Raw genomic sequence first — 13,979 nt, forward strand, 5'->3', positions numbered from 1 at the left:
TGGAACACGTTCGACGTCGAGTGAACCACACCACAGGCCGGTTTGTGAACACGTATTACTAAATAGCGTTCATTTGATCTGTCACCAGTTCGGCTCGGTGCCGTAGACCTGGCGATACTCCCGATCGAAGGTGCGGCGGCCGAGCAGCCGCCACGCCAGGCGCGCGGTGCGCGGGAGCTCCGCGAGAACCTTGCGCCGATCGGGCGCCGAAGCGGCGTGCAGGAGGAAGCCGAGGAAGACCAGCTGGCGATCCTTGGGCATGTGCGCGCGCCCGCGTTCGCCGAGCGCCCGCCACTCCGGCACGGTCATGACCTGCTCGACGACCGACAGGATGTGAGTCTCCTCCTCGGCGAGGTGCTCGTCCAACGCGGCCGCGAGCGCGGCGGCGGTGGCGGCGAACCGATCTCGCGCGGCGGGCTCGGCGGCCGCGGCGAACTCGGCGGCGTCGCGCTGCGCGCGGGTCGAGAGTTCGGCGATGCGTTCGTGCTGTTCCTCGAGGCGCAGGATCAGCGCGGCGGCCATCGGGGCGCGTTCGAGCAGCAGCGGCCACATCAGTTCGTCCTCGCCGGTGTGATGGCTGTGCAGCCCGGTGCCGAGTTCGGCCAGGAAGTCGGCCAGGACGCGGGCGCGCTCGACATCGCCCGGGGCGACGCCGGCCGCCAGGGCGGGCAGGGCGCGGAAGTGGCGGCGAAAGGCGTTGTGCACGACCACCATGTCGTAGGTGTCGGGCCGGGTCTGCGCGAGGTCGGTGCTCATGGCTGCTCCTGTCGAGGTCGGTGACTGCGCCGAGAATGCTTCGGCGCGCTTGGAATCGACTCGAGGCGGACCAGGGGCGGCCGTCCTAGACTTACGCGATCATGGTTCGTATTCGGGTACTCGGTGCACTGACCGCGACCGGCGAGCGCGGGGAACTCGATCTCGGCGGGCCGCGGCAACGCGGGGTGCTGGCGCGACTGCTGGTCGCCGGGGGCGACGTGGTGCCGGTCGATCGGTTGATCGATGACCTGTGGCGCGGCGAGCCGCCGCCGCGGGCGCTGGGCTCACTCCAGGCGTACGTCTCCAATCTGCGGCGACTGCTGGAACCGAATCGCGCACCGCGGACACCGGCGACGGTGCTGATCAGCCGCGCTCCCGGGTACGCGCTGCGACTCGACACCGCCGAGGTGGACGCCTGGGCGTTCGGCGCCGACCTGAACGCGGCTGCGCGACTGGACGATCCGCGCGAACGCCGGCGCGCGCTCGAACGGGCGCTGGCAGCGTGGCAGGGTCCGGCGTACGGCGCGTTCGCGCAGGAATCCTGGGCGAACGCGGAGGCCGTGCGACTCGAGGAGCTGCGGTTGAGCGCGCGGGAACAGCTCGCCGTGGCACTGCTCGAACAGGACGAACCGGCGCTGGCGGCGGCCGAGGCCGAGGTGCTGTGCCGGGAGCATCCGTTGCGGGAGGAGGCGTGGCGGCTCACCGCGCTGGCCCGGTATCGCGCGGGCCGCCAAGCCGACGCGCTCGCGGCGCTGCGGCAGGCCCGCGAGGTGCTCGCCGAGGAATTGGGCATCGATCCGGGACCGGCGCTGGCCCGGCTCGAATCCGACATCCTCGCCCAGCGAATCCCCGTGCAGGAGCAGGTGATCGCTGTCCCCGCGCCGCCGCGCGATCCGGTTCCGGGTCCGGTCGCCCCCGAGTTCCTCGGTCGGGCAACCGAACTCGCGACACTGCACGCGGCCGCCGGGTCTCCCGGTCCGCGGACGGCGACCGTGGTGGGTGAGGCGGGCAGCGGCAAGTCCTCGCTGCTGCGCCGGCTGCGCGACGACCTGCGGGACGGGGGTTATCGCGTGGTGCTGGGTCATTGCCCCGAGGACGAGGCCGCGCCTTCGGCGTGGCCCTGGGTCGAGATCCTGCGCGCCCTGGCCGCCGAGCACGACCCGGCCGGGCTCGCGCCCGCTCTGGCTCCCCTGCTCACCGACGCCGCGGGCGCACCCGAGGCCGACCGCGCGCACGGCCGGTTCCTGCTGCACCGTGCGGTGTGCGACTACCTGACCGCCGTCGCGGCCGAGGGACCGCTGGCGATTCTCTTCGACGACGTCCACCGCTGTGATGCCGAGACCGCGGCCCTGCTCGCCGCGGCGGCCACCCGCGCGCCGGTGTTCGTCGTGATCGGCTACCGGCCCGACGAGGCGCCGCCCGCGCTGACGCAGGCCCTGGCCGGTCTCGCGACCACGATCCGTGCGCGAATCCAGCTGCGCGGCCTGGATATCGCGGACAGCGCCCGGCTCGTCACCGCGCTGACCGGCAGCGCCCCGGCGGACTCGGTGCTGGCGACGCTGCACGAACGCACCGGCGGCAACCCGTTCTACCTCACCGAGACGGCACGCCTGCTGCGCAGCGAAGGCGAACTGGTCGCCGCGTCCGAGGTGCCCGAGGGCGTGCGAGATGTGCTGCGCCGCAGACTGTCCCGCCTACCGGAGACCGATGTGGCGCTGCTGCGCCTGGCCGCGGTGATCGGCCGGGAGTTCGATCTCGCGGTGCTGTTGCGGGCCGCGGAGGTGGGTGAGGAGGACGTGCTCAACGCGGTCGAGGCGGGCAGCGTGGCCGGTCTGCTCGACGAACCCGCCAGTGGCCGTGCCCGTTTCACCCACGTCCTGGTCCGCGACACCCTGCTCGGGGACCTGTCGCGGGTACGCCGCGACCGCTGGCATCGCCGGATCGGGGCCGCCCTCGAGGAGATCGCCCCGGACGATCTGACCGCCCTGGCCCACCACTTCGGCGAATCGGTGACCCCGGAGACGGCGCGGCGGGCCGCCCGCTACGCGGTGGCCGCCGCCGAACGAGCCGAGCGGCGTTTCGCCTACGACGTCGCCGCGACCGGTTACGAACGCGCGGTCGCCGCGCTGGAGCGACTCCCCCGCCACGAGACCGTCGACGAGCGAATCGCCTTGCTGGGCAGAGCCGGTCACGATCACCTCTCCGCCGGGTCCGCGCTCGCCGCGCGCGCCGCCCGTGACCACGCGGTGCGCCTGGCCGAGGATGCCGATCGTCCGGACCTGGTGGTGCGGGCCTTCACCGCCTGGGACGCGCCGACCCCGTGGATGAACCGGCAATACGGCGTGGTCGAGCACCCGATCGTCGCCAGGTTGGAGAACGCGCTGCGTCTACCCGGCCTGTCCCCGGCCGACCGCTGCCGATTGCTGGTGGCGCTGGTCGACGAGATCGGTGGCGAGGCAGGCGAACAGGCGAGCCCGGCGGCGGCCGAGGCCGAGGCGATCGCCCGTGAACTGGGCGACGACACCCTGCTCGCACCGGTGCTTCAGGCCCGGGCCTCGTTGTACGACACCCCGGATCGCGGCGCGCTGGGCGCCGAGCTGATCGAGGTCGGGCAGCGCACCGGCGACCACACGTATCAGCTGCTGGGCCACACCATCGCGCTGCAAGCCGCCGCCTCCGTCGGAGACCTGGCCGCGGCCCGCGAGCATCTCGGGGCGACCACGGTGACGGCCGACCGCTATCAATGGCGGCAGGCCCAGCTGGCCAACACGATGGCCCGCGGGCTGTTGGCGCTGGCCGCCGGTGACCCCGACGACGCCGAGCGCCAGTATTTCCGTGCCGGTGAATTGCTCACCGGCGCGGGCATTCTCAATGCGGACGGCATCGTGCTGATGGCCATTTTCACGGTCTATCTGGGCCGCGGGCGGCTGGGTGAGCTGGCGCCGGCGATCACGACGTTCATCGAGCAGGCCGACGCGGTGTCGTTGGACGCCGTCGTGGATTTCCATGTGCTCGTGCTGCTCGCCGCCGGTGAGCGCTCGGCCGCCGAATCGATGTGGCGCCGAGCGCAACCGGTCCGCCACGACCGGTTCCGCTCGTTCTTCCTCACCTTGCGCGGCATGGTGGTCGCGGAGTTGGGCACGCCGCGCGAGGTGGCGGAGACCTACACCGACCTGCTGGTCTACCGGGGTCGACTGGGCGGCGCCGACACCGGCGCGTATGTCGTCGGTCCTGTCGATACCGTGCTCGGCGATCTGGCGGCGCGGCGCGGCGAGGCCGCCCTGGCCGCCGAGCACCACCGCGCCGCCCTCGCAATCGCGCAGGCGTGCGGAAACCCCGGGTGGATGACCGTCGCCCGGGCGCGCCTCGGCCACTGACCGGTCACTGGTCGTCTACTAGTGGGTGGCTCGATCGTTGTTCCCGACCGTCCCACCGACCGAGGAGCCCGCCGTGCCCGACCTCCACCGCACCGCCACCGAACTGTTCCTGAAGACCTCGACCACGCTGCACCGCCGCCTGCTCGACCTCAGCGGCGGCCGGTTCGGCACCCGCTTCAAGAACATGCCCACCCTGACCCTCACCACCACCGGCCGGCGCACCGGCCGCTCGCACACCGTCGTGCTGACCGTCCCGATCGTGGACGGACCCCGCTACCTGCTCGTGGCCTCACGCGGCGGCGACGACATCTCGCCGGCCTGGTTCCACAACCTGTCCGCCAACCCGTCGGTGGAAGTGTCCTTCCAGCACGGTCCTTCGCAGTCCATGACGGCTCGTGTCCTGTCCGCCGCCGAACGCGAGGCCCGCTGGCCCCAGATCCTGGAGGCCTACCCCGGGTACGCCACCTACCAGAAGCGCACGGCCCGAGTGATTCCCGTCGTCGAACTGACCCCGCGCGCCGGATACTGATCGCCGTTCACCGAGTGGTCATGCGTTCCAGCGAGTCCAGTCGCAGCGCCTCGTCGGTGATGCCGACCAGCAGGACCGGATCGAACCGGGCCACGGTGTCCAGCACCGAGGACCAGGGGGCCACGCTCCACGCCTCGGCGAGGAGGCGGCGGATACGGCGACGGGCGAAGCCCTGGTCGGCGGGCGGCACGTCGGGGTAGGCGCGGACCAGACCGTCGGCGATCCGGGTGAGGAGTTCGCCGCGCAGATCGCGGGTGGTGCCCCGGGCGAGTTCGACGGCCTGGTCGAGTTCGCCGATGGCGAGCGCGGCATCGACCAGCCGGGCGGCCGCGCGGTCCCGTACCTCGTCCGGGGGCAGCTGCGCGAGCAGCTGGGTGGCGGCGGCCAGCGCCGTCTTCGAGCGCTCCGATCGGCCACCGTCGGTCAGCGCCGGAATCACCTGCGCCATGGCATGAATGCGTTCTCCGATCACCGGAATCGAATGGCGGCGGGTCAGCACGTTGGGCTCGCGTCCCGCCTTCACCTGCGCGGCCAGGATCTCCCGGTACGCGACGGATCGGGCGAGGTCGTCGGTGAGTTGTTCGGCGACCGCCAGCGCCCGGTCCACCGCGCCGGCGCGGGCAGTCGAGCTCGCGAGCATCGACAGCACGCGTTGTTCGCCGAGGGGGGTCATCCATCGGCTCGTCAGCAGTCTGGTCACGGCGTCGGCATCGCTGAGCGCCGCCGAGAACAGAGCGCTCACCACACGATTTGTCAGCAGGTCCGGTGAATCGCGTGCGGCCGCGGCCCGGTCGGCGTCCTGGCGCACCAGCGCGGCGACCAGGGCGGCGAGTTCGCTGCCGCCTTCCTCGACCATGATCCGCAGCGCCACCGCGATCTGCTCGGCATCGTCGATCAGCTCCGCGACGGTGGCGGGTTCGCTCCAGATGCCCGCGCCCGCGCTCATCCGCGAGGTCAACCACACCGGGAGCAGGGTGATTCCGTCGATCAGCTCGCGGGCCATGGCGAGCTGACCGGTCTCGGCCAGCAGCACCGCGAGGCGGCCCAGCCCCGGAGCCAGCCCGTCCACCGGATCGAGCGAGCCGTGGTACATCAGGATGAGGTGGTCGGTCAGCTCGCGCACCCGCTCGACCGCCGCCCCGGCCAGCAGCGCGCGGACCACGTCGGCCAGCGGGGTGCTCGACTCCGGCGCCGCCGAGCCGAGCCAGTCGGTGGCGAAGAGCACGGTGAGAAATGACCGGTCGGTCCTCAGGTAGCCGCCGTTCGGCAACGCGGTCCCGACGCGCATCGCACTCATCGCTCGTTCGAGGAAAACGCCTCCGCTGGGCGCGGATTCGGCGGACCGCGTCCCGAGATAGGTGAAGGCCAGGATCCGGTGGTCGTCGCCATCGATCCGATCGGCCACCGCGACAGCGCGCGTCCATTCCCCGGCGACCGCCAGCGCCCGCACCATCGTGTACAGGACCAGGTCACGCTCGCGCGGGTCGATGCTCTGGTACGCGCGGAGTTCGATCTCCGCGGCCAGCCGCCGGGCGTCGGCCGTCCGATCCGCCGCGAGCAGGGCGGTCACCGCTCGGACCGCCACCTCGAGTCCGCCTGTCCCCCGGGTGAATCGACGCGCCAGCGCGAGCACGCGGTCGGCGTTCCCGAGCGCGACGAGGCACTCGGCCAGCTGCACGACCGCGGCCTCGATATGACCCCAGGGATAGTCGGCGATTCCGCTGATCGCGTCGTTGAACGCGGCGTCGAACCCGGTGTCCGACGCCTCCAGCTGGGCCTGCCAGGCCTCGATGTCGATCAGCACGGCATCGGCCTCCGCACGCAGCACTTCGGCGAATCCGGCCGCGACGAGATCCTCGGCGATGGCGGCCAGCGTGTGCGACCGGACCACTTTGCTGCTGATCGGCGCAAGCTCGGACCGGATCGACCGCATGTGGCGGGCAGCGGATTCGGCGTCGCCCTGCGAGACGAGGGAACGCGTGATCGCCGCCAGGGCGACCACCCGCACCCCGACGGATTCGGTGGCTCCGCTCAGCTCCTCGACGCGGTCGTGCTCGTCCAGCGCCGCGTAGGCGCGCACCGCGGGCCGCAGCACCTCGTCGCGTTCCGCGGTGCGCGCCCACACCACGTGGCGGTCGATCTCGGTCTTCGCCGCCGAGATCGCGTCCTCACGGCCCAGTGCTCGCCAGGCCGGAATCAGTTGCGCGAGTATCCGAACCCGTTCCACGGGAGTGGTGATCTCGTCGGCCAGTAGTTCGGCGCTCTCGATATCGGGGACGGCGATCAGGGCGTCGACGAGGCGAGCGAGATCCGCGTCTCGCACCACAGCGGTCTCCGACTCCCGCAGCGAGTCGATCACGGCCCGATTGTGCGGCGGATCGTCCCGGCGAAACCGAGTCGAGGCGACGCCGATCCGGGCGCGCAGGCGGCGGTGCGGGTCCAGCAGGCCGTCCGCCAGGCTCCGCGCGCGGACGACTTCACCCATGCCGGCCAGTGCGGCAGGCAATTTCGCGGGAATGTCGCGCCCGCGCCGAGTCAGCCGGTGCCGCCGCAGGGCGAGTTCGCCGACCGCGACCAGGTCCGGATCCCGCTGTTCGAGCCAGACACCCGACACGGTCGCGATCTCGGTCCGCGCGATCTGGTCGCTGCCGGACAGCAGCAGGAGCCGATCGTGGCGGGCGGTGTCGAGGGCGAGTTCGGTCATCCGCACCATATCGCCGTGCCTGCGCAGCATCGAGAAGTATCGCGTCAGCAGATACGTCGGCGTCTCCACCGGCCACCCGCGGTCGCGGAAGCGGTCGGCCCAGGCGTGGAACCGGTTTCGATAGTCCGCGAGGAGCGCGCGGCCCAGCGTCGCTTCGGCCTCGCGTTGCAAGGTCTCGTGCGCGAGCAGGTACACGTGGTCGGACCCGAACCGGCTGGACCGGACCCGGAAGGTGCGCCCGGTCACGCCCGACAGGATGGTCTCGATACGGAACGGCGGCCACCCGGTCAGATCCTCGAGCTCGGCGCGGGTCAGTCCGCGCGCCGCGGTCACCAGTCCGAGAATCTGCTGGTCGGCGTCGGAGCGTTCGAGAATCCCCCGCAGTTCCAGCTGCGCGGCGTCACGGATGTCGAAGGCTTTGGCCGAGGGTCCGAGTTCGCGGCGGCGGCAGTGCCGGAGCGGATGGGTAGCGGGAACATCCAGCGGGAGTGCGGGATTGGGCCGCCCGGAGACGAGGACCCGGAGTCCGGGTCCGGGATTCTTCGGTAGCAGCGAGGCGATGCTGGTCCGGCCGCGATCCTCGTCGAGCCCGTCGACCAGCAGCACGATCCGATGCCCGACCTCCGCCGCCCGTTCGCCGGCCAGCGCGAGCATGTGGCGGCGCAGCCCGTCCCGGCTCCCGGTCGCGCTGGCCACGGTGGCGGCCTGATCCGGCAGCAGTGCCGAGAGCTGTTCCAGCACAGCGTCGGTGAACGCCCGATGATCGTCCTGATCTGCCATGCGCGAGGTGATGAAGAAGGCCACCACCCGCACCCCCGGCGGCGGATTCAGGGCGAACCAGGACATCAGGGCCGTCTTGCCCGCCCACGGTCCGGCCCGCCACCACAGGTAGGCCTCGTCGCCGGCGCAGAAGTCGGCGAGTTCGGCCAACTCCGCGTCGCGATCGGACAGGCCCTCCGCGGGCGCGATGTCGCGGATGGTGGCCCGATACGGGGTATCGCCGATGCCGGGCAGAGTGGCGGGTTCGGTGCGGCCGGTCCATCCGGCATTGGCGACCAGCGCGATTCGTCCCGCCGTGCCTCGTTCCAGCGCCTTCGGTTTCGGCATGCTCGCAGCCGGCAGCCGAGTGCGAAGTTCGCGAAACAGGACGGTCATGGTGAGGTACCGGTCGGCCGTCGGCACCCCGGCGCGCAGGGTGTCGAGCATCATGCCGGTGAAGGCGGTGCGGCCGCCGCCCCCGGTGGCCCGCGCGAACTTGGTCTTCTCGTCGGTGGCGGTGAGGACGAACGCGCCGTCGATATCGGTGGCCTCCCGCAACGGCTCGCCCTCACCGGCGAGAACGTCGCGGCCGAAGGCTCTTCCGCTGTGGCAGCAGTCGAGAATCACGACGACGGGGCCGCGCGCGTGGGACTTGATCCGCGACCGCAGCACCGGATACGGCAGCGCGGTGACATCGGCGTCGGCCGAGCGGGAACCCGTGTGGGTCAGATGCAACTGGTTGTCGACCGCGACGCCGTGGCCGACGTAGTAGACGAGCAGCAGCCCGGTCGCGGCGCGAGCGGCGGCGGTGACCCGGGCCGCGATGGTCGTGCTGTCGCCGGGGTCGAGAACCACATCGATGTGATCCGCCGGCAGTCCCGTTTCGCCACGCAGGAATTCGGCGAAGTCGAGCAGACTGCGCTCCACCGCGGGGAAGGATTCGAAGCCGGAATCCGGGGCGTAGCGCGCGGTTCCGATGAGGATCGCGCGCGCGGCTTCCGGATCTGGAAGCGTCATCCTCCCGTGTCCTTCCCCCGTACGTCACTGTTCCAGAGAGTCTGCCATGGGACGAATCGAAAGGCGCGCACCGCTGGATGCGATGCGCGCCTTACGTATTGGTCGCTTGCCTCAGTACGCGCCCTCGCCGCGGGTCACCGCGCCGATCGTCTTCGCGATCAGCAGGAGATCCAGCACCATGGACCAGTTCTCGACATAGGACAGATCCAGGCGCATGGCGTCCTCGGGCGTGAGGTCGGAGCGACCGCTCACCTGCCACAGCCCGGTGACGCCCGGCTTCACCAGCAGACGCCGTCGCATGACGCCGTCGTAGGAGTCGACCTCCCGCTGCACCTGGGGCCGGGGGCCGACGATGCTCATCTCACCGCGCAGCACATTGAAGAACTGCGGCAGTTCGTCGAGGGAGTACTTGCGGATCACCTTGCCGACGGCGGTGACGCGCGGATCGTCGCGGACCTTGAAGAACAGCGGGTTGCCGCCATTGCTGTCGATGAGGGCGGTGATGTGTGATTCGGCGTCGGCGTACATGCTGCGGAACTTGATCATCCGGAACGGTTGCCCGTCCCGGCCGATCCGCTCGGACAGGTAGAAGATCGGGCCGCGGCTGGACAGCTTCACCGCGAGCGCGATCATGGCCAGCGCGGGCGCGATGGCCAGCAGGGCGGTGACGGCGAAGCAGAAGTCGAACACGCCCTTGCGAATCGACTTCGCCCGGTCGTATTGCGGCTTCTCCACGTGCAGCATCGGCATGGACGCGACGACCCGGTGGGTGAGCCGGGTGCCCGCGATGTCGACCAGGCCGGGCGTCACGATCAGCTCGGCCCCGAGTTCGTCGAGTTCCCACGCCATGCGGCGGAAGTCGGCGGGCCCGAGATTGTCCGTAGCGGTCACCGCGACGGTGTCCGCCCCGGTGCGCCGCACGGCGTCGATGACATCGTGATCGCCTGCGACCACCGGGACTTCCCGGCCGCCGACCTCGAGCACCGATTCCGCCAGCGCTCCCTCGGCGCGGGTGCAGACCCCGATCACCTGATAGCCGGAGTCGCGGTCCAGCGAGAAGGCCGACACCATCGCTCGCGCCGCCTCGGGACTGCCGACCACCAGCATGGCGGTGCGGTAGGCGCCGCGGGCGCGCCGGCCCGCGACCCAGCGCCGCCAGATCCGCCGTTCCACCATGAGCAACACCATGCCGAGCGGCAGGGCGATCGCGAGGTACCCGCGAGCGATATCCACGCGCAGCAGTAGCGAAGCAATAGCTATTCCGCCGAAGAGCTTGAGCGACGCGGACACCACGCGCCGGTATTCCTCTGTGCCACTACCGATCACGCGCGGCGAGCGGGTGCCGCTGAGGGCCAGCGTCACCGACCATGCCAGCGCCAGCACGGCGGACACCATCGTGTAGCGAACCTCGAGTGGAAGTTGGGACGCCAACGGGGGCTCGGCGCCGGATCCGCCGAAACGAATCCACTGGGCGAAACCGACGGATAGGATTAGTACGCACAGGTCGCTGATAAATAGCCGACTGGCGTAATCCGCTTGCCAGCGTTCACGATCCGAGCGCGGCTCGGGACGCGGTGGCCGGTGCACGCGCACGGCGCGACCGGCAGAAATTTCATACGACATGAAACGAACGCACCTCCCCCACGGGAGAACTCGGTTCCGATCCCCGCTGATCAGTTCCACGACCAGGCTGACGCCGGTTTCCCAAGGGCTTTCAGACCATGACAACCGATGATGCCGCCGAGTCTTTCGGCGGCCAGAAGGCGAATGTTACACACCCCGGATGTCATACACCCCCAATCTCGTACGGCCTCAACGTTTCCGGAAAGTAACGGATAGGAACCTGACCGGTTCCCCCCACCGATCCCCCTATTTCCCCTATTCGCAAAATCGCAGGTTGAACTACGCAAGCCACACCGTGTGAGCTGGTCGAAACCCTTGCGGCGCAAGGCTCGACGGGTTGCCGCCCGGACGCCGGGTTCTGCGGGTCGCAAATTTACAGTTGTTTTGGCACTATCGGTCCGTCGTCGGGCCCCCGGAGCGCCGCGCAATCCTGTTGTAACGTATGGCCGAACCGAGCCGACCCACTGGTCACCCGGCGCTGCGCGGGCAGCCCGGGCTCGGTGAAAGGTGGGGAAACTTCGTGCAATGCCGTCTTTGCGATTCGAATCGATTGCTCAGCGTTCTTGATCTAGGCGCCACGCCGCCCTGCGAGAAGTTTCTCACCGCCGACGAGCTGGATCTGCCAGAAGCGACATATCCGCTGCACCTGCGGCTCTGCGAAAACTGTCTGCTGCTACAGATTCCGGCTCTGATCACTCCGGAAGAGACATTCACCGAATATGCCTACTTTTCGTCATTCTCGGACAGCTGGGTCCGGCACGCAAAACTCTTCGTCGACCAAGCAATCGAACAGCTAAAACTGAACGACAATTGTTTCATAATTGAGGTGGCGAGCAACGACGGCTATCTCCTGCAGCACGCGGTGGCCGCCGGTATCCCCTGCCTGGGTATCGAGCCGTCGGTGAATGTCGGTGCGGCAGCACGGAACAAAGGCGTACCAACCGAAACGGGCTTCCTCGACGAGGAGCTGGCCGCCCGGGTGGCGGCCGAGCGCGGACCGGCAAATCTGGTGGTAGCCAATAATGTCTATGCCCATATCCCGGATCTGCTCGGCTTCACCCGCTCGCTGCGCGCGCTCATGGCCGACGACGGCTGGCTGTCGATCGAGGTGCACCATGCCCTGAACCTGGTGGCGCTGGCACAGTTCGACACCATCTATCACGAGCACTTCCAGTACTACACACTGCTGTCCGCCCAGCGCGCCCTGGCCACCGCGGGACTCGAGGTGGTCGACTGCGAGCTGATCGGCACACACGGTGGCTCCCTGCGCATCTGGGCTCGACCGCAGGGCGTGGGCACCCCCACCGATCGGGTCGCCGAGGTCCTGCGCCTCGAGGCCGACGCCGGGCTGCACGAGGTCGCCGGCTACCTGGAGCTGCGCCCCGACACCGAGCGGGTGCGCCAGGATCTGCTGCGATTCCTGTTGGACGCCAAGGCCTCCGGCAAGCGGGTGGTCGGCTACGGCGCCCCCGGAAAAGGCAACACCCTCCTCAACTACTGCGGCATCCGGACCGACCTGCTGGAGTACACGGTCGACCGCAACCCCTACAAGCACGGGCGGTTCACGCCCGGCACCCGCATCCCGATACACGAACCGGAGCGGATCGACGCCGATCGCCCCGAGGTGGTGCTGGTGCTGCCGTGGAATCTCGAGCGCGAGATCACCGCGCAACTGCGTCACGTCCTCGAGCGGGGCGGCGAGATCGTCTACCCGCTCCCCCATCTCCATCATGCGACGCTCGACGACGCCGCCGCATCCACACCTGCCGAAAGGTAAAGCTCGTGAAGGTCGTACTGTTCTGCGGCGGTTACGGCATGCGCATGCGCAACGGAACCGAGGACGTCATCCCCAAGCCCATGCAGATGGTGGGCCCGCGCCCGCTGATCTGGCACGTGATGCGCTACTACGCGCACTTCGGGCACAAGGACTTCGTCCTGTGCCTGGGCTACGGGGCCACCCACATCAAGAACTTCTTCCTCACCTATCAGGAGTCGGTGTCCAACGACTTCGTCATCCGCGGCGGCACGGTGGAGCTGCTGCAGTCCGACATCAGCGACTGGACCATCACCTTCGTCGACACCGGGGTGGAGTCGCCGATCGGTGAGCGGCTGCGCCGGGTGCGCGGCCACCTCGAGGGCGAACCGTACTTCCTGGCCAACTACGCCGATGTGCTGACCGATGCCCCACTGGACGAGATGATCGAACAGTTCCAGGATTCCGGGGCGGCGGCGTCGATGATGATCGTGCCGCCGCAGTCCTCCTTCCACTGTGTGGACGTGAACTCCGCGGGCGAGGTCAAGAACATCACCCCGGTCTCGCAGCTGCCGATCTGGGAGAACGGCGGCTACTTCGTGCTGACCCAGGAGATCTTCGACCACCTGCCGCCCGGCGGGGACCTGGTGGAGGACGCCTGCGGCGCGCTGGCCGGACAGGGCCGGCTGTTCGGGTATCAGCATCACGGCTTCTGGAAGCCCGCCGACACCTTCAAGGAGCGCGCCGAGCTCGACACCGGCTATCAGCAGGGCGATCGCCCGTGGATGGTGTGGGAGCGTCCCGGCGCATGATCGGTTTCGACACCGGCGCGATCACCGAGATCGCGCTACTGGCCGCCCATTGCGATGATCTGGCCATCGGAATGGGTGGCACCCTGCTGACGCTGGCGCGGGCGCGCCCCGGTCTGCGGGTGCGGGCGCTGGTGCTGACCGGCGCGGGCACCGAGCGGGCCGACGAGGAGCACGCGGCGCTCGAATCCTTCTGTCCGGGAGCGGAACTCGATCTCACCATTCTCGACATCCCCGACGGCTACGCCCCCGCGCATTGGGCGCGGGCCAAGCAGGCGGTCGCCGCGCTGGCCCGCCACGGCGCGGCGCAGGTGGTCTTCGCCCCACATCGCGGCGACGCCCACCAGGACCACCGGCTGCTGGCCGAGCTGGCCCCCGGGGAATTTCGCGACCATCTGGTGCTCGGCTACGAAATACTCAAGTGGGAGACCGACACTCCGCAGCCCGCGGTGTTCCATCCGCTCGCCGAGGGGCTGGCCGAGACCAAGGCCGCCCTGTTGCTGAAACACTATCCCTCGCAACACAATCGGGACTGGTTCGATGAGCAGTCCTTCCTGGCCCTTTCGCGGCTGCGCGGGGTGCAGTGCCGCGCCCGGCACGCCGAGGCGTTTCTGCTCGAGAAGGCCGTCATCACTTTCGGAGGTGCGTAGTC

At 69.7% G+C, this 13,979-nt stretch carries 8 protein-coding genes; 5 read left to right on the plus strand and 3 right to left on the minus strand.

The genetic code is table 11. The features are described from left to right. Window positions 1-81: 81 nt before the first annotated feature. Window positions 82-756, minus strand: a complete 675-nt coding sequence (locus ACFRAQ_RS26120) for a hemerythrin domain-containing protein (protein ID WP_379104089.1) — start codon at window positions 754-756, stop codon at window positions 82-84. A gap of 101 nt (window positions 757-857) precedes the next feature. On the opposite strand from ACFRAQ_RS26120, the gene ACFRAQ_RS26125 reads away from it, so the two are divergent. Together ACFRAQ_RS26125 and ACFRAQ_RS26130 are read left to right on the plus strand one after the other, a co-directional pair. Beyond that, window positions 858-4,133, plus strand: coding sequence for a BTAD domain-containing putative transcriptional regulator (locus tag ACFRAQ_RS26125; protein ID WP_379104091.1), 3,276 nt, complete (start codon window positions 858-860; stop codon window positions 4,131-4,133). A gap of 73 nt (window positions 4,134-4,206) precedes the next feature. After that, complete coding sequence (locus tag ACFRAQ_RS26130) at window positions 4,207-4,662, plus strand: nitroreductase/quinone reductase family protein (protein ID WP_379104093.1); 456 nt, start codon at window positions 4,207-4,209, stop codon at window positions 4,660-4,662. A 7-nt stretch (window positions 4,663-4,669) separates the two neighbouring features. Here the strand turns inward: ACFRAQ_RS26130 and ACFRAQ_RS26135 are convergent, their stop codons facing one another. Continuing rightward, window positions 4,670-9,142 (minus strand): hypothetical protein, encoded by a 4,473-nt coding sequence (locus ACFRAQ_RS26135; protein ID WP_379104095.1) that lies wholly within the window; start codon window positions 9,140-9,142, stop codon window positions 4,670-4,672. 111 nt (window positions 9,143-9,253) lie between these two features. Further along, complete coding sequence (locus ACFRAQ_RS26140) at window positions 9,254-10,765, minus strand: sugar transferase (protein ID WP_379104097.1); 1,512 nt, start codon at window positions 10,763-10,765, stop codon at window positions 9,254-9,256. Between the two features lie 520 nt (window positions 10,766-11,285). On the opposite strand from ACFRAQ_RS26140, the gene ACFRAQ_RS26145 reads away from it, so the two are divergent. From ACFRAQ_RS26145 to ACFRAQ_RS26155, 3 genes are read left to right on the plus strand one after another with little or no spacing between them, the layout of a single operon-like run. After that, window positions 11,286-12,542, plus strand: coding sequence for a methyltransferase domain-containing protein (locus ACFRAQ_RS26145; RefSeq protein ID WP_379104943.1), 1,257 nt, complete (start codon window positions 11,286-11,288; stop codon window positions 12,540-12,542). A 5-nt stretch (window positions 12,543-12,547) separates the two neighbouring features. Further along, window positions 12,548-13,330 (plus strand): sugar phosphate nucleotidyltransferase, encoded by a 783-nt coding sequence (locus tag ACFRAQ_RS26150; RefSeq protein WP_379104099.1) that lies wholly within the window; start codon window positions 12,548-12,550, stop codon window positions 13,328-13,330. Continuing rightward, window positions 13,327-13,977 (plus strand): PIG-L deacetylase family protein, encoded by a 651-nt coding sequence (locus ACFRAQ_RS26155; RefSeq protein ID WP_379104101.1) that lies wholly within the window; start codon window positions 13,327-13,329, stop codon window positions 13,975-13,977. The genes ACFRAQ_RS26150 and ACFRAQ_RS26155 overlap by 4 nt, the downstream gene beginning before the upstream one ends. Window positions 13,978-13,979: the final 2 nt, after the last annotated feature.

Origin of the sequence: Nocardia sp. NPDC056611 (assembly GCF_042792755.1) — a bacterium.
Taxonomy (GTDB): domain Bacteria; phylum Actinomycetota; class Actinomycetes; order Mycobacteriales; family Mycobacteriaceae; genus Nocardia.